This is a genomic window from Streptomyces sp. NPDC051776, from assembly GCF_040681345.1.
Lineage (GTDB): Bacteria > Actinomycetota > Actinomycetes > Streptomycetales > Streptomycetaceae > Streptomyces.
On the sequence record NZ_JBFAYQ010000043.1, the window covers coordinates 34,729 to 55,359 of the forward strand.

Annotated in this window: 18 protein-coding genes; 3 read left to right on the plus strand and 15 right to left on the minus strand. The window is 71.5% G+C overall.

The features are described 5' to 3' along the window. Positions 1 to 179 precede the first annotated feature (179 nt). Complete coding sequence (locus AB0M26_RS25875) at positions 180 to 2,705, minus strand: ATP-dependent Clp protease ATP-binding subunit (RefSeq protein ID WP_365264384.1); 2,526 nt, start codon at positions 2,703 to 2,705, stop codon at positions 180 to 182. A gap of 429 nt (positions 2,706 to 3,134) precedes the next feature. On the opposite strand from AB0M26_RS25875, the gene AB0M26_RS25880 reads away from it, so the two are divergent. After that, the gene (locus tag AB0M26_RS25880; RefSeq protein ID WP_365264387.1) at positions 3,135 to 3,836 is read left to right on the plus strand and encodes an SCO3374 family protein; all 702 of its coding nucleotides are present in this window, start codon (positions 3,135 to 3,137) and stop codon (positions 3,834 to 3,836) included. Here AB0M26_RS25880 and AB0M26_RS25885 read toward each other — a convergent pair. The 10 genes from AB0M26_RS25885 to AB0M26_RS25930 form a co-directional block, all read right to left on the minus strand. Next, positions 3,767 to 4,102: an Lsr2 family protein gene (locus AB0M26_RS25885; RefSeq protein WP_360847201.1), complete on the minus strand. Its 336-nt coding sequence runs from the start codon at positions 4,100 to 4,102 to the stop codon at positions 3,767 to 3,769. The two genes, AB0M26_RS25880 and AB0M26_RS25885, sit on opposite strands and share 70 nt — an antisense overlap. Before the next feature lie 193 nt (positions 4,103 to 4,295). Then, a complete protein-coding gene (locus tag AB0M26_RS25890) occupies positions 4,296 to 4,853 on the minus strand; it encodes an amino-acid N-acetyltransferase (RefSeq protein WP_365264389.1) in 558 nt (185 codons plus the stop codon). Further along, entirely contained in the window at positions 4,825 to 5,220 is a 396-nt protein-coding gene (locus AB0M26_RS25895; RefSeq protein ID WP_365264391.1) for a BlaI/MecI/CopY family transcriptional regulator, read from the minus strand. Before AB0M26_RS25895 ends, AB0M26_RS25890 begins: the two co-directional genes overlap by 29 nt. 167 nt (positions 5,221 to 5,387) lie before the next feature. Next, positions 5,388 to 5,561 carry a hypothetical protein gene (locus tag AB0M26_RS25900; protein WP_365264394.1) on the minus strand — a complete coding sequence of 58 codons (174 nt, stop codon included), beginning with the start codon at positions 5,559 to 5,561 and terminating at the stop codon, positions 5,388 to 5,390. A 17-nt stretch (positions 5,562 to 5,578) separates the two neighbouring features. Beyond that, complete coding sequence (locus tag AB0M26_RS25905) at positions 5,579 to 6,388, minus strand: hypothetical protein (protein ID WP_365264397.1); 810 nt, start codon at positions 6,386 to 6,388, stop codon at positions 5,579 to 5,581. Between the two features lie 734 nt (positions 6,389 to 7,122). Beyond that, complete coding sequence (locus tag AB0M26_RS25910; protein WP_365264399.1) at positions 7,123 to 7,920, minus strand: type III pantothenate kinase; 798 nt, start codon at positions 7,918 to 7,920, stop codon at positions 7,123 to 7,125. Then, positions 7,920 to 8,996, minus strand: coding sequence for a carboxylating nicotinate-nucleotide diphosphorylase (gene nadC / locus AB0M26_RS25915; protein ID WP_365264401.1), 1,077 nt, complete (start codon positions 8,994 to 8,996; stop codon positions 7,920 to 7,922). The genes AB0M26_RS25910 and nadC overlap by 1 nt, the downstream gene beginning before the upstream one ends. Then, a complete protein-coding gene (locus AB0M26_RS25920) occupies positions 8,983 to 11,064 on the minus strand; it encodes an L-aspartate oxidase (protein WP_365264403.1) in 2,082 nt (693 codons plus the stop codon). The genes nadC and AB0M26_RS25920 overlap by 14 nt, the downstream gene beginning before the upstream one ends. 277 nt (positions 11,065 to 11,341) lie before the next feature. Further along, positions 11,342 to 12,247: a pantoate--beta-alanine ligase gene (gene panC / locus AB0M26_RS25925; RefSeq protein ID WP_365264404.1), complete on the minus strand. Its 906-nt coding sequence runs from the start codon at positions 12,245 to 12,247 to the stop codon at positions 11,342 to 11,344. Next, positions 12,244 to 13,221 carry a DUF2520 domain-containing protein gene (locus AB0M26_RS25930; RefSeq protein ID WP_365264407.1) on the minus strand — a complete coding sequence of 326 codons (978 nt, stop codon included), beginning with the start codon at positions 13,219 to 13,221 and terminating at the stop codon, positions 12,244 to 12,246. Before AB0M26_RS25930 ends, panC begins: the two co-directional genes overlap by 4 nt. A 307-nt stretch (positions 13,222 to 13,528) precedes the next feature. On the opposite strand from AB0M26_RS25930, the gene AB0M26_RS25935 reads away from it, so the two are divergent. Next, a complete protein-coding gene (locus tag AB0M26_RS25935; RefSeq protein ID WP_365264430.1) occupies positions 13,529 to 14,809 on the plus strand; it encodes a beta-eliminating lyase-related protein in 1,281 nt (426 codons plus the stop codon). Between the two features lie 96 nt (positions 14,810 to 14,905). Here the strand turns inward: AB0M26_RS25935 and AB0M26_RS25940 are convergent, their stop codons facing one another. Further along, positions 14,906 to 15,664: a response regulator transcription factor gene (locus AB0M26_RS25940; protein ID WP_365264410.1), complete on the minus strand. Its 759-nt coding sequence runs from the start codon at positions 15,662 to 15,664 to the stop codon at positions 14,906 to 14,908. A 187-nt stretch (positions 15,665 to 15,851) separates the two neighbouring features. After that, on the minus strand, positions 15,852 to 17,033 hold the full coding sequence (locus tag AB0M26_RS25945; RefSeq protein ID WP_365264413.1) for a sensor histidine kinase: 1,182 nt from the start codon (positions 17,031 to 17,033) through the stop codon (positions 15,852 to 15,854). Between the two features lie 131 nt (positions 17,034 to 17,164). On the opposite strand from AB0M26_RS25945, the gene AB0M26_RS25950 reads away from it, so the two are divergent. Continuing rightward, positions 17,165 to 18,391 carry an SAM-dependent methyltransferase gene (locus AB0M26_RS25950; protein ID WP_365264416.1) on the plus strand — a complete coding sequence of 409 codons (1,227 nt, stop codon included), beginning with the start codon at positions 17,165 to 17,167 and terminating at the stop codon, positions 18,389 to 18,391. Here the strand turns inward: AB0M26_RS25950 and AB0M26_RS25955 are convergent. Both AB0M26_RS25955 and AB0M26_RS25960 read right to left on the minus strand, forming a co-directional pair. Then, on the minus strand, positions 18,378 to 19,910 hold the full coding sequence (locus AB0M26_RS25955; protein ID WP_365264419.1) for a PH domain-containing protein: 1,533 nt from the start codon (positions 19,908 to 19,910) through the stop codon (positions 18,378 to 18,380). The genes AB0M26_RS25950 and AB0M26_RS25955 overlap by 14 nt on opposite strands. A gap of 53 nt (positions 19,911 to 19,963) precedes the next feature. Continuing rightward, positions 19,964 to 20,491 carry a PH domain-containing protein gene (locus tag AB0M26_RS25960; RefSeq protein ID WP_365264421.1) on the minus strand — a complete coding sequence of 176 codons (528 nt, stop codon included), beginning with the start codon at positions 20,489 to 20,491 and terminating at the stop codon, positions 19,964 to 19,966. Positions 20,492 to 20,631 lie beyond the last annotated feature (140 nt).

Consider the following 20,631-nt stretch of genomic DNA (forward strand, 5'->3'; position numbering starts at 1 on the left):
CGGCCGGGGGTACCGCAACCGCGGTACCGGAAGGCACCCGGCCGTCGCACCCCGCCGCAGTCCGGTCACCGACGCGCAAAGGGCCCGGCCCGGAACCGTATGTACGGTTCCGGGCCGGGCCCTTCTGGCTCACCGTCGGGCAGTCGAAACGGGCCTCACCGGACAGGGAGCGCCGACGATCAGACGTCCTTCGTCAGGTTCGGACCCGAACCGCCCGCCGCGGACTCGATCGGGGGGACGTCGGGCAGCGCCGACTTCTCCTCGCCGCGGAAGGTGAACGTCGCGTCGTCGCCCTCGCCCTCGGTGTCGACGACCACGATGTGACCGGGGCGCAGCTCGCCGAAGAGGATCTTCTCCGACAGCATGTCCTCGATCTCCCGCTGGATCGTCCGGCGCAGCGGCCGGGCGCCCAGGATCGGGTCGTAGCCCTTCTTCGCGAGCAGCTTCTTGGCCTCGCCGCTGAGCTCGATGCCCATGTCGCGGTCCTTGAGCCGCTCGTCCACCTTGGTCAGCATCAGGTCGACGATCTGGATGATGTCGTCCTGCGAGAGCTGGTGGAAGACCACCGTGTCATCGACACGGTTGAGGAACTCCGGCCGGAAGTGCTGCTTCAGCTCGTCGTTGACCTTGGCCTTCATCCGCTCGTAGCCGGTCTTGAGGTCGCCCCCGGCCGCGAAGCCGAGGTTGAAGCCCTTGGAGATGTCCCGGGTGCCGAGGTTGGTCGTCATGATGATGACCGTGTTCTTGAAGTCCACGACCCGGCCCTGGGAGTCGGTCAGGCGACCGTCCTCCAGGATCTGCAGCAGCGAGTTGAAGATGTCCGGGTGTGCCTTCTCGACCTCGTCGAAGAGGACCACGGAGAACGGCTTGCGACGCACCTTCTCGGTGAGCTGGCCGCCCTCCTCGTAGCCGACGTAGCCGGGAGGCGAGCCGAAGAGCCGCGAGACGGTGTGCTTCTCGCTGAACTCGGACATGTCGAGCTGGATCAGCGCGTCCTCGTCGCCGAAGAGGAACTCCGCCAGCGTCTTCGACAGCTCGGTCTTACCGACGCCGGACGGGCCGGCGAAGATGAACGAGCCACCGGGGCGCTTCGGGTCCTTCAGGCCGGCCCGCGTACGGCGGATCGCCTGCGAGAGGGCCTTGATGGCGTCCTTCTGGCCGATGACGCGCTTGTGGAGCTCGTCCTCCATGCGCAGCAGCCGCGAGGACTCCTCCTCGGTGAGCTTGAACACCGGGATGCCCGTGGCCGTGGCCAGGACCTCGGCGATCAGCTCCTCGTCGACCTCGGCGACGACGTCCATGTCGCCGGCCTTCCACTCCTTCTCCCGCTTGGCCTTCGCAGCCAGGAGCTGCTTCTCCTTGTCGCGGAGAGACGCCGCCTTCTCGAAGTCCTGCGAGTCGATCGCGGACTCCTTGTCCCGGCGGACCCCGGCGATCTTCTCGTCGAATTCGCGCAGGTCCGGCGGAGCGGTCATCCGGCGGATACGCATCCGGGAGCCGGCCTCGTCGATCAGGTCGATCGCCTTGTCCGGCAGGAAGCGGTCGGAGATGTACCGGTCGGCCAGGGTGGCCGCCGCCACGAGGGCCGAGTCGGTGATCGAGACGCGGTGGTGCGCCTCGTACCGGTCCCGGAGGCCCTTGAGGATCTCGATGGTGTGCGGCAGCGACGGCTCCGCGACCTGGATGGGCTGGAAGCGGCGCTCCAGGGCCGCGTCCTTCTCCAGGTGCTTGCGGTACTCGTCGAGCGTCGTCGCACCGATGGTCTGCAGCTCGCCGCGGGCCAGCATCGGCTTGAGGATGCTGGCGGCGTCGATCGCGCCCTCGGCGGCACCCGCACCCACCAGGGTGTGGAGCTCGTCGATGAACAGGATGATGTCGCCGCGGGTGCGGATCTCCTTGAGCACCTTCTTCAGGCGCTCCTCGAAGTCACCGCGGTAGCGGGAGCCGGCGACCAGGGCACCGAGGTCGAGGGTGTAGAGGTGCTTGTCCTTGAGGGTCTCGGGCACCTCGCCCTTGACGATGGCCTGGGCCAGGCCCTCGACGACCGCCGTCTTGCCGACGCCGGGCTCGCCGATGAGCACCGGGTTGTTCTTCGTACGGCGCGACAGCACCTGCATGACCCGCTCGATCTCCTTCTCGCGACCGATGACCGGGTCGAGCTTGGATTCGCGGGCGGCCTGCGTGAGGTTGCGGCCGAACTGGTCCAGGACGAGGGAGGTCGAGGGCGTGCCCTCGGCCGGACCGCCTGCCGTGGCGGCCTCCTTGCCCTGGTAGCCGGAGAGCAGCTGGATGACCTGCTGCCGCACCCGGTTCAGATCGGCGCCCAGCTTCACGAGGACCTGGGCGGCGACACCCTCACCCTCGCGGATCAGGCCGAGCAGGATGTGCTCCGTACCGATGTAGTTGTGGCCGAGCTGAAGTGCCTCGCGGAGCGACAGCTCCAGGACCTTCTTCGCACGGGGGGTGAAGGGGATGTGCCCGGACGGGGCCTGCTGGCCCTGCCCGATGATCTCCTCCACCTGCTGGCGGACCGCCTCGAGCGAAATCCCGAGGCTCTCCAGGGCCTTAGCGGCGACACCCTCACCCTCGTGGATCAGGCCCAGGAGGATGTGCTCGGTGCCGATGTAGTTGTGGTTGAGCATCCGGGCTTCTTCCTGAGCCAGGACGACAACCCGCCGCGCACGGTCGGTGAACCTCTCGAACATCGTTAATCGCTCCTCAGAGCGGTCAGAAAGATCGGGGACGATCCCCTCCCTGTCCTTCCGCATGCTAGTCCCGCTGTGGGGGACAGCTCATTCCAACTGCCGACACCCGTCCTTGGCCTCCTGCCCCGGACAGCCGACAACAGCTCCAACCCGATGGTGCGAGACGATGTTCCCGCAGGCCAGGCGTATACCCTCGATACCACTACGCCGATGGCGAACGCCATCCCGGCCGAGCGCGCGCGTCGCCCCTCCCACGAGGAAATTTCTACCCGCTGGAACTGATACTCCATGCGGCGCGGGGCGGTTCCCTCAGCTAAGGGCGAACATCCTTCCGCTCCGGAAATTCTCTCCGTTGCGTCGCCCTTACCACGTTCCGTACCCACATGCCAACTGTGCGTAACTCTCCCGGGGTTCGGCAGTTGTCCGGTCATGGCAACCGCATTCCCGCGCCCCCGGCGCGAAACGTGTGACGTCCGCCTGTGGTACGAGCGCGTACTGGGTTGGCCGGTCACGGGCGGGCAGCCGGCCGGGCGCCCCGTGAACCTGCTCACCGGAGTGCGTTTCGACGCGCTGGAGCTGCCTGCCGACGCCGGGGCCGCCGTGCTGCGGCGCGTGCCTCGCACGGGTCCCGTCGCGCTGGACGGCGACCGGATGCGGTTCCTGATCGCCGCGGGCGGCGCGGAACAGCTCCCGGAGCTGCTGGACTGGCTGGAGTGGGGCGGAGTCGCCCTGGATCTGACCGCTCTCGGACCCGGCGACCGGATGCGCGCTCCCCAGCCCGGAGGCTCCGCTCCCCCGCGCGGGGACTCGGCTCCCCCGCCCGGGGAATCGGCCTGCCGGCCGGGGGGCTCATGGGAGGCCGCGTGCACCGGACCACAGCCTGTGTGGCTGCGGCCTCCCGAGCCGGGGTGCGAGATCGAACCGACGCTGCCCGTGGCGACCCTGGGGGGTTCCGCCCAAGGGCACGAGGCCGACGGGGAGCGGGCCCCCGACCTCGTACGGCTCGTGGGCGCGGCGGCCACACAGGTCCACCGGGCCCGCCTGCTGAACGCCTCGCGCGCTCAGGCGTTGGCCTTCTCGTACGCCTCGCGGATCTCGGCGGGGACGCGGCCGCGGTCGTTGACGCTGTAGCCGTTCTCCTTCGCCCAGGCACGGATCTTCGCGGTGTCCTGGGAGCCGCCGGACGCCGCGGCCCGGGCCTTGCGACCGGACGCGGCACGGCCACCCGTGCGACGGCCGCTCTTGGTGTACGGCTCGAGAAGACCACGCAGCTTGTCCGCGTTGGAAGCCTTGAGGTCGATCTCGTAGGTCTTGCCGTCCAGCGCAAACGTCACGGTCTCGTCGGCCTCGCCACCGTCGAGGTCGTCGACAAGAAGGACCTGAACCTTCTGTGCCACCGGATTCCCTTTCATCGAAAAAGCAGTACGACGGAAAGGAAACCGCCTTTCTCGGAAAAACACAAACCCCTGGGTGAGGTTGAGTAGCGCATGCGTACGGGAAACGTGCGCGATTCGGACATAGGGATCGCCCTAAGTACGTCATAGCCATCCCCGGCAGTCCGCATCAGGCGTTGCAGAAGCACGGGAGGGATCACAGGTGCAGAAGCATCCGGCTGTTGCCGAGGGTGTTCGGCTTCACTCGTTCGAGACCGAGGAACTCGGCCACGCCCTCGTCATAGGAACGCAGCAGCTCACTGTAGACATCCCCATCTACGGGCGTCTCCCCGATCTCCGCGAACCCATGCTTCGAGAAGAAGTCGACTTCGAAGGTGAGGCAGAAAATACGTCGCACACCGAGCCAGCGGGCGGTCTGAACGAGCTTGGCCAGGATCTGATGGCCGACTCCCGCCCCCTTCATCTGCGGGTCCACGGCCAGGGACCGGACCTCGGCGAGGTCTTCCCACATCACGTGAAGAGCCCCGCATCCGAGGACCTGCCCGTCCTCGTCCCGTTCGGCGACCCAGAACTCCTGGATGTCCTCGTAAAGCGTGACCGTCGCTTTGTCGAGCAGGATGCCCTCGAGCACGTACGCGTCGATGAGACGGCGTACGGCGGAGACATCGCTCGTCCTCGCCCTGCGGACAGTGACCTCATTTGATACCGGGGACATGTGCGGGACGCTATCGCCCCGACTCTCCCTCGTCGTCATCGGGATCGGAGAGTTGTACGACGCGCATGGCGTCCCGGAGGGCTTCCCGCTGTTCCTGGGACATCATGCCGAAGAACGCGACCAGTGCGGCGGCAGCGTTGTCACTGGTGTGCCAAGCCTCGTGCATCAGTGCGGCCGAGTAGGCGGCGCGGGTGGAGACCGCCTCATATCGATAGGCGCGGCCTTCGGCTTCCCTGCGCACCCAGCCCTTCTGATGCAGGTTGTCCATTACCGTCATGACCGTGGTGTAGGCGATGGAGCGTTCCTGCTGGAGGTCCTCCAGGACTTCCCGAACGGTGACCGGCCGGTTCCACTCCCAGACGCGCGTCATCACCGCGTCTTCGAGGTCACCCAATCGTCGAACCACATTGGAATAATAGTGGGAGATGTCCTGAATGCCGGTTCACGTGGGGCCCATTTCCCACAGCAAAAAAGGGCGTACGACCGGGGACACGTGTTCCCAGTCGTACGCCCTTCGTGTGTCCGGTCGGCGGGATGCCGTGAAGGCCGCGTCCGGCGCCGAGGAGGCGGGCTCTACCGCTCCTGGGCCGGTCGGCTCCCACCTTCGCCACGAGCCAGCGCCGCGTCGACGGCGGCGTCCTCCTTGGCCTTGTTGGCACCGCCCTGGCTTTTCACGATGGTCCTGACCAGAGCGATGAATGCGACGGCCATGACCACGGGCGGCAGCAGCGCGGAGACATAATCCATGACTCAAGGGTAGCCAGTCAGACCGCGACCAATTGCTCGGGGCGGGGCGGTGGCCCTTCCGGCGGGGTCTTGCGCCTGCGAGGCGGGAACACCTCGGCCGGAGTCGGCACATGACGGCCCGGCTGCTCGGAAGGTGATGAGGGACGGCGTTCGGGCTCCTGCTTGGGTCTGGCCCCCGGCTGCTGCTCGGGCTTCCGCTCCGGCTCCCGCTCGGGCTCGGCCGCGGGCTTCGCCTTCGGCTTCGGCGCCGGCTTCTCCGGTTCGTCGTCGGCGGCGCGGCCGCCCGGCAGCGCGACGAGACGGGCGACCTGTACCCCCGCCGGTTCCGCGGAGGGCACGGGCGTCACGGCCTTCACGACCGAGGACTCCGCGGGATGCGCGCGCCGGGCGCGACCGGCGAGGCGGTTGGAGAGCTCCTGCTCGGCCAGGGCTTCGCAGCGGCGAAGCAGCGCACGCCGCCGCGCGGCGTCCGGACCGGGCGCCGCGGCGGCGCAGAGCGAGCGCAGGGCGGCGAGGTCGTCGGCGCCGGGGGTGTACCCGGCCGAGAGTGCGTCCACGAGGCGTTCCAGAAAGCCGGACGCGGCACCGGGGAGGGCCGCGCGATATCGGGCCAGGTCGGCGAAGAGAAAGGCGCGTAGCCGCTCTCCTTCGTCGACGGCCACCTCCACGGCTTCCGTGAGGCGGCACAGCTCCTGGATTTCCTCCTCCCTGCTTTCTGCGGAAGGCGCGGGGGATGGCCGCAGGGCGATGGCGAGGGCGCGGCGCAGGACGCGCAGCTCATCGGCGCTGAACGCCATGGCGCCGCGGGAACCGTATGGCGTGGGCATGAACCGACTTTAAGTGCTAAGCGGACAAATTTCGCTCAGGGATACATATCCGGGGGTGTCGGAATCCGCAGCTCCGATAGCCCGTCGAAGACCGTGTTACGCGACCCTGCGCCGGCGCGCGGCGAGCACCATCGCGGCGTTTCCACGGCCGGGCCGTCCGCCGAGACACCCGCGGCGAGCCCGATCCCCCCGGCGCCCGTACCGGCCATGGAGCCGCTCGCCTGCGACCTCCGGACGCCGAACCACCGTCCGTCCCCGAGGCGCCCGAGGAGCCGGGGCCATCGGACGACGAACCGCCGGAGTCCGCGAACCCGCCGGAGGTGACGTCGCCGCCGCTGATCCGGGTTCAGATCGCGGCCGAGTCGTTGTGCCTGGTAGTCGGCTTTCTGCGAGCTGACGGTGTCCGTGTCACCGTCGAACTTCTCGGAGCCGGGGGGCTCGACGGTCTTCGGGGTCACGGCGCACCGGTGCCCTGCTGGTCGAAGTCCTCGGGATCCTCGTACTCCTACGGGTTGCCGCTGCCGAAGGCCCAGGCGTGGTAGCCGAGTGCCAGTGCACCAACTCGTCGGAGCCCGTGCAGCGGAACGGCAGGGAGAACCCGTACGCGGCGCCCGGCTCCAGCGGGGTGTCGAACAGGCAGTACGCGGAGGTGTCCGACCAGCTCTTGCAGTGGAAGTGGAGCGCTCCCGCGCGACCTTGGTTGCCCGTGGTGAAGACCGGAACAGCGGGCCGGATCAACCCCGGGAGACGTTGCGGTCGTAGACCAGGCGGAGGCCGATCAGCGTGAGCCAGGGCTCGTGTTCGTCGATGACGGAGGACTCGCCGAGCACCATCGGGGCCAGGCCGCCGGTGGCGATGACGGTCACGTCGTCCGGGTCGTCGGCGAGTTCGCGCGCCATGCGCTCCACCACGCCGTCGACCTGGCCCGCGAAGCCGTAGAGGATGCCGGACTGCATCGCCTCGACGGTGTTCTTGCCGATCACGCTGCGAGGACGGGCCAGTTCGATCTTGCGCAGCTGCGCGCCGCGCACACCGAGGGCGTCCACGGAGATCTCGATGCCGGGGGCGATCACACCGCCCACGTACTCCCCGCGGGCCGACACCGCGTCGAACGTGGTGGCCGTGCCGAAGTCGACGACGACGCACGGACCACCGTAGAGCTCGACGGCCGCGAGGGCGTTGATGATCCGGTCGGCGCCGACCTCCTTGGGGTTGTCCATGAGGATCGGGACACCCGTCTTGACGCCCGGCTCCACGAGGACGGCGGGTACGTCGCCGTAGTAGCGGCGGGTGACCTCGCGCAGCTCGTGCAGGACGGAGGGGACGGTCGAGCAGATGGCGATGCCGTCGATGCCGTCGCCCAGGTCCTCGCCGAGCAGGGGGTGCATGCCCATCAAGCCCTGGAGGAGAACGGCGAGTTCGTCGGCCGTACGGCGGGCCTCGGTCGAGATCCGCCAGTGCTCGACGATGTCCGCGCCGTCGAACAGGCCCAGGACGGTATGGGTGTTGCCGACATCGATCGTGAGCAGCATCAGCCCAACTCCTCCCCCGGCCCCTCGCGGAGGTCGAGGCCGATGTCGAGGATCGTCGAGGAGTGGGTGAGCGCGCCGACCGCCAGATAGTCGACGCCCGTCTCCGCGTACGCACGGGCGTTGGCCAGGCTGAGGCGGCCGGAGGACTCCAGGCGGGCCCGGCCGGCGACGAGGGCAACGGCCTCGCGGGTCTGCTCCGGGGTGAAGTTGTCGAGGAGGAGGAGATCGGCGCCCTCGGCGAGCACCGGCTCGATCTGGTCCAGCCGGTCCACCTCGACCTCGATGGGCACCTCGGGGAACTCGGTCCGTACGGCCTTGAAGGCGGCCGCCACACCGCCCGCCGCGACGACGTGGTTGTCCTTGATGAGCGCGGCGTCGGACAGCGACATACGGTGGTTGACCCCGCCGCCGCAGCGCACCGCGTACTTCTCCAGGGAGCGCAGCCCAGGAGTCGTCTTGCGGGTGTCACGGACCGCGGCGCCGGTGCCCTCCAGGACATCCGCCCAGGCGCGGGTGGCGGTGGCGATGCCCGAGAGTCGGCACATCAGGTTGAGGGCGCTGCGCTCGGCGGTCAGCAGGTCGCGCGTACGGGTGCGGACGGAGAGCAGCTTCCGGCCGGGCTCGACGCGGTCGCCGTCCTCGGCGTGCCGCCCGACCTCCATGTCGTCGGTGCAGACGACGGAGAGGACCGCCTCGGCGATGCGCAGTCCTGCGACGACGCCGGCCTCGCGGGCGGTGAAGTCACCGATGGCGACGGCATTCTCGGGGATGGTGGCGACCGTGGTTACGTCCACACCGTGGTCGAGGTCCTCCTCGATCGCCAGATGGGCGATGTCCTCGACCTGGACGGGGTCCAGGCCCGCGTCCGCGAGAAGCTCGGCGAGGTGGGGGTCGAGGCCGCACTGCAGCGGGTCCAGTCCGTACGCTCCGCCGGCCTCGGGCATGGGCAATCCCATCTCGTCGCCGCCCGCGCAGCCGCAACCGTCGCCGCAACCGCCCGCGTCCGCGCCTGCGGCGGGACCGCCGATCTGGAGCAGAGGGAGATCCACAGGCTGTGGACGGTCAGGCGTGTTCACGTGTGCCCCCTTCAGGGTGGGTGGTTCGGCCGCCGCTCACGGAGGTTGCGGACCGCTGTACGGGCGGGAATTCTGCCGTGGCCGTAGGGCGCAGCGCGAGCGAGCACTCCGGCGCGAGCCTGGCGACGAGGTGACGGCGCCAGTGCTCGTCGTCGCGCTCGGGACGGTCCTCGCGCCAGTGGCAGCCGCGGGTCTCCTCGCGCTCCCGTGCCATGGCGACCAGCACGCGTGAGACGAGCAGGAGGTTGGTGGCCTCCCAGGTCTCCACGCACGGCTCGGCGGTCTTGCCGTTCCGGTCGAGTTCGGCGACGGCCTCCGTGTGCAGGGCCTGGAGCGCCACGGCCGCGGCGTTCAGGCTCCGGTCGCTGCGCAGGACGCCCGCTCCCGCGGTCATGATGCGCTGGATCACGAAGCGCGACTCCGGCGCGAGGAGCGGGGTACGCGCGGGCGCGCGCGGTACGGGCACCGGGCGCGCGGGCGGCTCGGCGGCGATGGCGGAGGCGATCCGCTCGGCGAACACCAGCCCTTCCAGAAGGGAGTTGGAGGCCAGGCGGTTCGCCCCGTGGACGCCGGTGCAGGCGACCTCGCCGCACGCATACAGGCCCGGCACGGTCGTACGGCCGGCGAGATCGGTGCGTACGCCGCCCGACGCATAGTGCGCGGCGGGGGCGACCGGGATCGGCTCGGTCACCGGGTCGATGCCGTGCGCGCGGCAGGCGGCGAGGATCGTGGGGAAGCGGGTGGCCCACATCCCCGAGCCGAAGTGGCGGGCGTCCAGGTACATGTGCTCGGCACCCTGCTCCTGCATACGCCGCATGATCGCCTTGGCGACGATGTCGCGCGGGGCCAGCTCGCCCAGCTCGTGCTGCCCCAGCATGAACCGCACACCGTCGGCGTCGACGAGGTGCGCGCCCTCGCCGCGCACCGCCTCGGAGACCAGCGGCTGCTGGCCCTCGGCGCCGCGGCCGAGGAAGAGGACGGTGGGGTGGAACTGCACGAACTCCAGGTCGCTCACCTCGGCTCCGGCGCGCAGCGCGAGCGCGACGCCATCACCGGTGGAGACGGCCGGGTTGGTGGTCGCGGAGAACACCTGGCCCATACCGCCGGTGGCGAGGACGACCGCGGGGGCGTGAACGGCACCGACGCCGTCGCGCTGCCCCTCGCCCATCACATGGAGGGTGACACCTGCGGTACGACCCTCGGCGTCGGTGAGCAGGTCCAGGACGAGCGCGTTCTCGACGGTCTCAATGCCCGCGTCCCGTACGGCGTCGACGAGCGCGCGGGAGATCTCGGCACCGGTCGCGTCGCCGCCCGCGTGCGCGATACGGCGGCGGTGGTGGCCGCCTTCGCGGGTCAGCTCGATCGCACCGGTCTCGGCGGAAGTGTCGAAGCGGGCCCCGGTGGACATCAACCGCCGTACGGCGTCGGGGCCTTCGGTGACCAGGGTGCGTACGGCCTTTTCGTCGCAGAGCCCGGCGCCCGCGACGAGCGTGTCGTCGAGGTGCTGCTCCGGGGTGTCGCCCTCGCCGAGCGCGGCGGCGATGCCGCCCTGCGCCCAGCGGGTCGAGCCGTCGTCGAGGCGCGCCTTGGTCACCACGACGGTCCTGCGTCCGGCGGCGGCACAGCGCAGGGCGGCGGTGAGCCCCGCGACGCCGGATCCGACGACGACCACATCCGCCTCGATGGCCCAGCCGGGGGCAGGGGCGCGGAGGGTGCCCGGCTGGGGAGCGGACGGCCCGGGGCGCCCGCCGTCGGTGACGGCGGAGGGCGGCGCGGCCTCGGCGGCGTGCGTGGCGGCGGTGGGATCGGGGCGCTCGCCAATCATCACGGCACGGGACCCGGCAACCCCGGCCGCGGCGGCGTCCGCTGCGTCAGGACGCTCGCCAATCATCACGGCACGGGACCCGGCAACCCCGGCCGCGGCGGCGTCCGCTGCGTCAGGACGCTCGCCAATCATCACGGCACGGGACCCGGCAACCCCGGCCGCGGCGGCGTCCGCTGCGTCAGGACGCTCGCCATTCATCACGGCACGGGACTGCTGCGCGTCGGCTATGGGGGCGCCGGTCATCTGGGGCTCCTGTTGCCGAGGCCGATTCCTGGGGTGGTGCACGGGCGGCGCGACGAACGAGCGGCCGTTACCGGCGCGGGGCGGGCCGCCCGGTGCAGCAGCGCCGACACGGCGACCACCACCCCGGAGTGCTGGCCACCAGCTGCCGGCGGCGCGCTGCCGGCCCGGACGGCGAGCGCCGCCAGGCCATGTCGGCGGCCCCGGCCCGGCTGCTCGACGCGTACCACCGGATCGGTTCGCTGGAGCCGGGCAACCCGCTGCCGAAGAAGCGCTTGCGTCATCGGGCGGCTCCGAACTGCAGACGGATGTTGTCGATCAGGCGGGTCGTACCGACTCTGGCGGCGACCGCGAGGACGGCTTCACCGGTGAAGTCCGCGGGCACGTCGGTGAAGTCGGCCGGGTCGACGAGTGCCAGGTAGTCCGGGGCGAGCGGCGGCACAAGACCCACGGCCTCGTCCAGGACCCGCTGCGCGGCGGCCCGTACGGCACCCGGGTCGGCGACGGGCCCGTCCTCCGTGCCCTGCGCCCCCGCCGCGGCGAGACCGGCCCGGTGCCCGGCGAACAGGGCCCGCGACAGCGCGAGGGCGGTCTGCCGCTCCTCCGCCGTGAGGTAGCGGTTCCGGCTGGAGAGCGCGAGCCCGTCGTCCTCCCGGACGGTGGGCACGCCCACGATCTCGACGGGGAAGTCGAGATCGCGCGCCATGCGCGTGATCAGCGCGAGCTGCTGGGCGTCCTTCTGCCCGTAGAAGGCCACATCGGGATCCGTGAGGTGGAGCAGCTTGGCGACGACGGTGAGGACACCGCCGAAGTGCCCCGGGCGGTACGCGCCTTCGAGCCGGTCGCCCATGGCTCCCGCGGTGATCCGGACCTCCGGCTCGCCGCCCGGGTAGACCTCGTCACCGGACGGGGCGAAGACGGTGTCGGCCCCGGCCTTCTCGGCCACCGCGAGGTCGGCGTCGAGCGTGCGCGGATAGCGGTCGAGGTCCTCGCCCGCCCCGAACTGGAGCGGGTTGACGAAGACGGTGACCACGACCTGCCCCTCCGGGCCGACCCGCTCCCGGGCCGCGCGGATCAGCGCCGCGTGTCCCTCGTGGAGGGCACCCATCGTCATCACCACGGCGCGCTCTCCCGCGCGCGCGAGTGCCCGTAGACCGTCGGCGTCGGGCACGAGCTGCACCGTCATGCGTTTCCTCCGTCCGCGAGGACGCCCAGCAGGTCCTCGGCCAGCTCGGGCTTCAGCATTCCGTGGGCGAGCGCGCGGTCCGCGGTCGCGCGGGCCATCGCCACATAGCCGGCGACGGCCTGTGGCGCGTGCTCCCGCAGTTCGGTGACATGGGCCGCGACCGTGCCCGCGTCGCCGCGCGCGACCGGTCCGGTCAGCGCTGCGTCGCCGGAGCGCAGGGCGTTGTCCAGCGCCGCGCCGAGCAGCGGGCCGAGCATCCGATCCGGGGCGCCGACCCCTGAGGCGCGCAGCAGCTCCATGGACTGGGCGACCAGTGTGACCAGGTGGTTCGCGCCGAGCGCCAGCGCCGCGTGGTAGAGCGGGCGGGCCTGCTCCTCGATCCACTCGGGCTCCCCGCCCATTTCGATGACGAGCGCCTCCGCCGCGAGCCGCAGCTCCTCGGGCGCGGTGACCCCGAACGAGCAGCCCGCCAGGCGCTGGACGTCGACGCTCGTGCCGGTGAAGGTCATCACGGGGTGGAGGGCGAGCGGCAGGCCGCCCGCGCGCGTGGCCGGGTCGAGGACGGCTGTTCCGTAGCGGCCCGAGGTGTGCGCCAGGAGCTGCCCGGGGCGCACGGCGCCGGTCTCGGCGAGCCCTTCGACAAGGCTCGGAAGAGCGTCGTCCGGCACGGTCAGCAGCACGAGCTCCGACCGCTCCAGCACGGCGGTGGGGGTGACGACCGGCACGTCCGGGAGGAGCTCCGCCGCACGCCGGACAGAGGCCTCGGAGATGCCGGAGACCGCCACGGGGCGGTGGCCGGCGAACTGCAGCGCGGCGGCCAAAGCAGGCCCGACACGACCGGCACCGACCACACCGACGTCGAGGCGGGCGGGTCGGTCCGCAGGGCGGTCCTTGGGTTCTGGGTGATGTGGTGCGTTCACGCGGGACGGCCTTCCGTTCCAGTCCGCCACGGGTACCGGACGTATCCCCGCCATGCTACGCGAGTGCTTCGGGGCACGGCCCGGCTGTCCACCGGCTGTGGACAACTGCCGCCGGGCCGCCCGAAGGGGAGCGCCCACCGCGTCATAGGAGCCTTGCACCCCGTCCCCACCCACGGAAAACACCGCGCCCTGTGCCCGGGACGTAGGCCATCATCGGCCCATGACCCAGACGGATGGCGCAGGCGACGACACAGGCACCGGCACGGGGGGCGGCATCGGCGCCGGTACGGGGGGCGGTGTGCAGCCGGCCCGGGAGGCCGGCTCGGACGACGGCTCCACGGACGAAGGCACGGACGGAGCCATGGACGCACAGGAGGACCCGCAGCGGGCCCGTCGGCTCGCGGCCTGGCGCGGAGCGCTGCGCAGCCTCGTGCGCGGCGCGAACAACGCGACCATCCGCGACCGGCTCGACGCGTTGACCGCACACGCCCCGGGCGCGTACGACCTCGACGACTGGGTCGACACCTACGGCGACGGCATCGTGTGCGAGCTCGAGCGCAGGGTCGCCGGGCTGCTCGGGACGGAGGCCGCGGCCTTCTTCCCCACCGGCACCATGGCCCAGCAGGTCGCCCTGCGCTGCTGGGCGGGGCGGACCGGCGATCAGGCCGTGGCGATCCATCCACTGGCGCATCCGGAGATGTGGGAGCGCGACGCGTTCTCCGTGCTCAGCGGACTGCGCACGGTCCACCCGACGACGAAGCCGCGGCTGCCGACAGCAGAGGAAGTACGGGAGCTGGATGAGCCGTTCGGGGCGCTGATGCTGGAACTGCCGCTGCGCGAGCCGGGTTTCGTCCTCCCGTCGTGGGACGAGCTGACCGCTGTGGTGGAGGCGGCGCGGGAACGCGATGCAGTGGTGCACTTCGACGGCGCACGCCTGTGGGAGTGCACCCCTCACTTCGGACGTACGCTCCCGGAGATCGCCGCGCTCGCGGACAGCGTCTACGTCTCCTTCTACAAGTCCCTGGGCGGGGTCTCCGGCGCCGCTTTGGCCGGTCCGCGGACGCTGATCGACGAGGCCCGGGCATGGCGCCACCGGTACGGTGGACAACTCTTCCAGCAGTGGCCCAGCGTCCTCGCCGCGCTGGTCGGCCTCGACCGTGAGCTGCCCCGGCTCCCTGAGTACGTGGCGCACGCCAAGGTCGTGGCCGAGGCGCTGGGGGAATCCTTGGCGGCGTCCGGCGTCCCCTGGCACCGGATCCACCCGGCGGTGCCGCACACGCACGAGTTCCAGGTGTGGCTGCCGTATCCGCCGGAGGTACTCGACGAGGCGAGCGTGCGGCTGGCGGAGGAGACCCGGACGACGTTGTTCCGTCGCTGGCATGCCAGGGGCCCCGGCCTCTCCACGACCGAGGTGACGGTCGGGGCGCCGGGTCTGGACTGGACGAAGGCGGATGTCGCCGATGCGGTCGCGGGCTTCGTGGAGCGGCTGAAGTCCGAGCAGTCGAAGGCAACCGGCCTGGAGTCGAAAGGAACTGTCCCGAAGTCGAAGGTGCCAGGATCGAACTCGCGGACGTCCGGGGCAAATTCGAGCACAACCGAGCCGAAAACCCCGGTCGCAGGGGCCAGTACGGACCCGCAGTAGGGGCCGCGGCGCGCAGCAGCAGGTGGTGCGCCGTACGAGCGTTCGCGCCCGTCCGGTCATACCGTCCGCACTCTCCCCGGACGCGCGGCAGAGGGGCTACTTCGCCTCCGCGCCACCGCTCCCGCCGAGTCCGCCACCGCTACCCGCCCGGACCAGCCCCGTCTCGTAGGCCAGCACCACGGCTTGGACGCGGTCGCGCAGGTCCAGCTTGGTGAGGATGCGACCCACATGCGTCTTGACCGTGGCCTCGGACAGAAAGAGCCGGCCCGCGATCTCGCCGTTCGACATGCCCTGGGCGACCAGCAGCAACACCTCGCGCTCGCGGTCGGTGAGCCGCTTGAGCTGGGAGTCCGAGGGCTGGGCGGCGCTGCTCGGCAGCATCGGGGCGAAGCGGTTCAGCAGACGCCGGGTCGTGGTCGGCGCGACCACCGCGTCGCCGCTGTGCACCGCCCGGATCGCCGTGAGCAGTTCGCCCGGTGGCACGTCCTTGAGCATGAAGCCGCTCGCACCGGCCTTCAGGGCGGAGAAGGCGTACTCGTCGAGGTCGAAGGTCGTGAGGATCAGCACCCGGGGAGAGTCCGAACCGTCACCGGAAGCCGTATCGCCCCCCGCGAGCCCCTGCGCCCCGGCGCCTCCCGGCGAGCAGATGCGTCGGGTGGCCTCCACCCCGTCCATCCGCGGCATGCGGACGTCCATGAGGACCACGTCGACCTTCGTCGAACGCAGCGCCTCGACGGCCTCCACCCCGTCCCCCGCCTCGGCCACGATCTCCATGTCGGGCTGGGCCTGCAGCACCATGCGGAATCCGGTGCGGAGCAGCACCTGGTCGTCGACGAGCATCACGCGGATCGCCATCTGCGCACTTTCCCTTCCCTGGTCTGCTGGATGGTACGGGTGGACGGCCGCCCCGCCCTCAGCAGCCCATCCCCTTCGTCAGACCGTTCCTCAGTTGTTGCCCGTTCGTCAGACCGTTCCTCAGTTGTTGCCCGGGCCGTTCCTGCGGCCGTCCCCCGGTCCGTTCGACACTTCCATCAGCCGTCCCTCAGCCCGCCTGTTTCAGCGGCAGCACCGCACTGATCCGGAAGCCGCCGCCCGGCCGCGGACCCGCGTCGAGTCGCCCGCCGACCATGCCGATCCGCTCGCGCATCCCGATGAGCCCCTGCCCGAGACCGTCCGCCCCGCCGTCCTCGTACAGCTCGTGCCGCGCGCCGCGCCCGTCGTCCTCGACGAGCAGGTCGAGCTCGCTGTCGCCGTACGTCAGCCGGACGGTCGCGCCCGCGTCGGGGCCGCCGTGCTTACGGGTGTTGGTGAGCGCCTCCTGCACGATGCGGTATGCGGTCAGCTCGACGCCGCTGGGCAGCGGGCGCGGACTCCCCTCGACCGTGAAGTGCACGGGGAGTCCGGCCCCCCGGACCTGTTCGATGAGGTCGTCGAGCTGCCCCACATCGGGCTGCGGCACATAGTCGCCCGCCTCCCCCGGCTCACCGGTGCGCAGCACACCGAGGAGCCTGCGCATCTCGGCCAGCGCCTGGCGGCCCGTGCCGGAGATCGTCTCCAGGGCCTGCTTGGCCTGCTCGGGCGCGGCATCGAGGACATAGGCGGCGCCGTCGGCCTGCACCACCATCACCGAGACGTTGTGGGCGACGACGTCGTGCAGTTCGCGGGCTATCCGCGCCCGCTCGGCGGCCACGGCCATCTTGGACTGCGCCTCGCGCTCCTTCTCCAGGCGGGCGGCCCGCTCCTCGAGCTGGGCGTAGTACGCGCGGCGGGTGCGGATGGAGTCGCCGAGGACCCAGGCCAGAGCGAACGGGACGGTCATGAGGACGGTGGCCGCGATGGTGTCGAACCCCGACGCGTAGTCGTCCGACCACCGGGTGTTCGCGATCGGAGAGGCCGCGAGACCGCCGACGAGGGCGAATCTGGAGGACCAGACGGGCCCGCTCGCGGCATTGGTGTAGATGATCACGAGCATCGCGAAGTTGCCCGGGTTGGGCGGCGTGTCCGTGATGAGCTGCAGGACGCCCGTCCCGGCGGCGAGCAGCAGCATCGGCCCGGGGGCCTTGCGGCGCAACGCGACAACGGTGCACAGCAGCACGACGACGACCAGCGCCGTCAGCCGCTGCTCCTGGACGACCCACAGCCCGGCGGGCCCCAACAGGATGACGGCCCAGAAGGTGTCGACCCCTGTCGGGTGCCGGCGGAGGAAGTCGTATAGGCGCTGCACGTCACCCAGCGTAGGTAGGTCACGCACGTGCCGGGGTCAACCGGAGGGCCGATCCCGGCGCCGCACACGTACTCCGCAAGGTGGACGATGCCCGTGGCCGGCCCTCGGCGGCCCGCCCGTACGGTGGGGGCGTGAGTAAGGACACAGTGCCCCGGCGGGGGTGGCGCGAAGCGGCCGAGCAAGCGCTGTACGGGTCGGGGGGCTTCTTCGTACGGGAGCGACCGGCGGGGCATTTCCGCACGTCAGTGCACGCGTCCCGGCTCTTCGCCGGTGCTGTCGCCGAACTGCTGGGGCGGCTGGACCGAGCCCTGGAGCGGCCCGGCGCGCTGGCACTGGTGGACGTGGGTGCCGGGCGGGGTGAGCTGCTGACGGACGTACTGCGGGTGGTGCCACCGGACCTGGCCGCGCGGCTGCGGCTGTGCGCCGTGGAGCGCGCGCCCCGGCCCGGGGACCTCGATCCGCGCATCGACTGGCTGCCGGACTTCCCGGAAGCGGAATCCGTCACCGGCCTCGTGTTCGCCAACGAGTGGCTCGACAACGTGCCGGTCGACGTCGTCGAGAACGGCCCCGACGGCGAACCCCGTACGGTCCTCGTCGACGCGGACGGCTCGGAGCGGCCCGGCGGCGCCGTCACGGGCCCCGACGCCGACTGGCTGGAGCGGTGGTGGCCGCTGCGGCACGGCGAGCCGGGGCTGCGCGCCGAGATCGGCCGCCCGCGGGACGAGGCGTGGGCCCACGCCGTACGGTCCCTGGCGCGAGGGCTGGCCGTTGCCGTCGACTACGCGCACACCCGCGAGACCCGTCCGCGCTTCGGCACCCTGACCGGATTCCGCGAGGGCCGGGAGGTCCGTCCGATCCCGGACGGCTCGTGCGACATCACGGCGCATGTGGCCCTGGACGCGTGCGCGTCGGCGGCCCGGGGGCAGGCGGGGCCGGGCCCTGCGCAGCAGACGGGAAGGGCCGCGGCGACGGAACAGGCCGAGCGGACCGAACAGGCCGAGGGGACTGATCAGGGCGCGGCGACGGAACAGGCAGAGGGCCCCGCCCCGTTCCTGCTGCCGCAACGCGACGCGCTACGGGCGCTGGGGGTTACGGGCTCGCGCCCACCGCTGACCCTCGCGTCGAGCGATCCCGCCGCGTACGTACGGGCGTTGAGTGCGGCCGGGGACGCGGCGGAGCTCACCGACCCCGCGGGGCTTGGCGGCTTCACATGGCTCGTTCAACCGGTGCGGCTCCCCGCACCGGCTGTCGACGCGACGGGACTCGCCTCTGCGGGCCGCGCCCCGACCGGCCGCGCCACCGCGAGCGGCGGTCCGAGCGGGGAGCGGGCCCCGCGGCGGGGCGTCAGCCCCGCGTGAGCCAGCGGTCCGGGAGGGCCTCGTGGCGGCCCGTACGGGACCGGTCCGCCTGGGCGGCGACGATACGGCTCGCCTCGGCCGCGTCCCGCAACCCCGCCTGCACGCTCTTTCCCGCGCCCGTGTCCACATGCACGTCCGCCAGACCCATACGCCGCTGCCACGGCCCCTGCGTCCGCCGCACGCTCTGCACCTTCGCGTGCGGGACGAGGGACAGTGTCCGTCCCAGCAGTCCGTGCCGGGCGGCGAAGACGAGCCCGTCCGCGGCGAAGAGCTGGCCGCGCCACCAGAGAGGAAGGCACCAGCGCGCTCGACGCGGCGGCGCCTGAAGGGCCGCCGTCACCGCGCCCAGGTCGACGCCGGGCAGGACACGGCCGATGATCCCCTGGGCGACGGTCCCTTCGGCGACCGGCAGCAGGACGTCGTTCTTCGACCCCGCCACATCGAGCTCCACCCGCACCCAGCCGCGCCGCCGCCACAGCAGCGGCTCAACGATCCGTACGGTCTGCACGCGCCCCGGCGGCACCGTCTCGTGCTCGCGGTCGAGCAGCCCGTGGTCCAGGCGGAGACCGTCCGGGGACTCACCGAGCCTCCAGTCGTACTCGGCGACGAAGCGGCCCGCGCTGCCGGCCCACACGCCGCCGAGGAACGGCAGCCCGACCGCGAGGGACGCCCAGAAGCTCCCGGTCAGCATCCACATCAGCGGCGGCGCGGCGAGGGCGATGACCAGGGCGCTCCAGACGCTCGCCATCAGCAGCAGGGACACGGCGAGGTCCTTGGGCGCGACGCGCGCCAACTCCCGCACCGGCGCCTCGCCCGCCTCCTGCGCGGACTCGGGGGCGATGCCCGCCGCCCGTGCCAGGAGTTCCGCGCGCAGGGCACGGGCCTCGCACTCAGCGAGATAGGACAGTTCATCCTTTTCGTTCGCACCGACGACATCCAGCTTGAGCTTGGCGACCCCGAGGAAGCGGGCGAAGAGGGGCTGGGTGACGTCGACGGCCTGGAGGCGGTCGAGGCGGATGTGCGCGGTCCGGCGGAAGACCAGTCCGGTGCGGATCCGCAGTTCGGTGCTCGTGACCGAGAAGTGGGTGAACCACCAGGAGAGAAAGCCGTACGCGCCCGCCGCTGGTATGAGCACGGCAAGGCCCAGCAGCACGACGCCCGCGGACAGTTCGGCGAACCACTTCTGCGCCTGGCCCAGGTCATGGACGATCACACCGGCGCCGACGGCGATGGGCGCCCATGCGCGACGCAGCGGGGTCACGGGATGCAACCGCCGCTCCACGACGTCCGCGGGGACATCCGCGTCCGTTGGAACGGCGGCGCCGGGGGCCGCGCCCGTGAGGTCCCGGCCGCTGAAGTCCCCGGCGGTGAAGTCCCCGGCGGTGGTGTCCCGGCCGGTGCAGTGCCCGCCGGTCGTGTCCCGACCGGTGGAGGAAGCCTCGGGCATGTCCGCGACAGCGAGTTCCGGCACCGCCTCCGGCGGTGCGGACAGCGGCTCGGGCTCGGGCTCGGGGAACACCGGCTCCGCGGACCTCGGCCGCCCTCGTTCTTCCGGCCCGGGCCCCGGCGCCGTCACAGTCCCGCCGATCGGGCCTGGCCGAGCTCCGTTAGACGTTCACGCAGCCGCGCCGCCTCCTCCGGCAGCAGCCCGGGAATCCGGGCGTCGCTGGCAGCGGCCGCGGTGTGCAGTTGGACGCTCGCCAGCCCGAAGTGCCGCTCGATCGGCCCCGAGGTGACCTCGACGAGCTGCATCCGCCCGTAGGGCACGACCGTCAGCTCGTGCCACAGGACTCCGCGACTGATCAGGAGGTCGTCGGCGCGCTCCGCGTACCGCCACGAACGCCAGTTGCGCTCGATCAACCACCAGCCCCAGCCGGTCAGCGCCAGCAGCGGCAGCGCGGCGAGCGCGGCCCAGCCCGGCCCGGCGAGCGGCCACAGCACCGCCGCGGCGGCCACGGTGAGCAACGGCAGGATCGTCACGAGGAGCATGCGGCGCATCCGCAGCAGTCCCCCCGGCAGGCCCGTCCAGACGGTGTCGTCACCGGCTTCCGCGACTCCGCCGTCGCCGGAGCCCGTTCCCTTCCCTGTCCCCGTGTGCATGCCACCAGACTAGGGGGCGTATCCAGTTGTGATCAATCTGCGGGATCCGCTCCCGCAGCGGGGCGGGTTCCTGTAGATCGTCATGCATGACGCAGGTGCAACTTACGGACGTGGAATGGGAGTTCATCGAGCCCTACCTG

What these genes read in the sequence shown, in the direction of transcription:
- AB0M26_RS25875 (WP_365264384.1), bottom strand. Translation starts at nt 2,705, where the DNA reads ATGTTCGAGAGGTTCACCGACCGTGCGCGGCGGGTTGTCGTCCTGGCT.
- AB0M26_RS25880 (WP_365264387.1), top strand. Translation starts at nt 3,135, where the DNA reads ATGGCAACCGCATTCCCGCGCCCCCGGCGCGAAACGTGTGACGTCCGC.
- AB0M26_RS25890 (WP_365264389.1), bottom strand. Translation starts at nt 4,853, where the DNA reads ATGACGACGAGGGAGAGTCGGGGCGATAGCGTCCCGCACATGTCCCCG.
- AB0M26_RS25900 (WP_365264394.1), bottom strand. Translation starts at nt 5,561, where the DNA reads ATGGATTATGTCTCCGCGCTGCTGCCGCCCGTGGTCATGGCCGTCGCA.
- AB0M26_RS25905 (WP_365264397.1), bottom strand. Translation starts at nt 6,388, where the DNA reads ATGCCCACGCCATACGGTTCCCGCGGCGCCATGGCGTTCAGCGCCGAT.
- AB0M26_RS25910 (WP_365264399.1), bottom strand. Translation starts at nt 7,920, where the DNA reads ATGCTGCTCACGATCGATGTCGGCAACACCCATACCGTCCTGGGCCTG.
- AB0M26_RS25920 (WP_365264403.1), bottom strand. Translation starts at nt 11,064, where the DNA reads ATGACCGGCGCCCCCATAGCCGACGCGCAGCAGTCCCGTGCCGTGATG.
- panC (WP_365264404.1), bottom strand. Translation starts at nt 12,247, where the DNA reads ATGACGGTGCAGCTCGTGCCCGACGCCGACGGTCTACGGGCACTCGCG.
- AB0M26_RS25930 (WP_365264407.1), bottom strand. Translation starts at nt 13,221, where the DNA reads ATGGCGGGGATACGTCCGGTACCCGTGGCGGACTGGAACGGAAGGCCG.
- AB0M26_RS25935 (WP_365264430.1), top strand. Translation starts at nt 13,529, where the DNA reads ATGGACGCACAGGAGGACCCGCAGCGGGCCCGTCGGCTCGCGGCCTGG.
- AB0M26_RS25940 (WP_365264410.1), bottom strand. Translation starts at nt 15,664, where the DNA reads ATGGCGATCCGCGTGATGCTCGTCGACGACCAGGTGCTGCTCCGCACC.
- AB0M26_RS25960 (WP_365264421.1), bottom strand. Translation starts at nt 20,491, where the DNA reads ATGCACACGGGGACAGGGAAGGGAACGGGCTCCGGCGACGGCGGAGTC.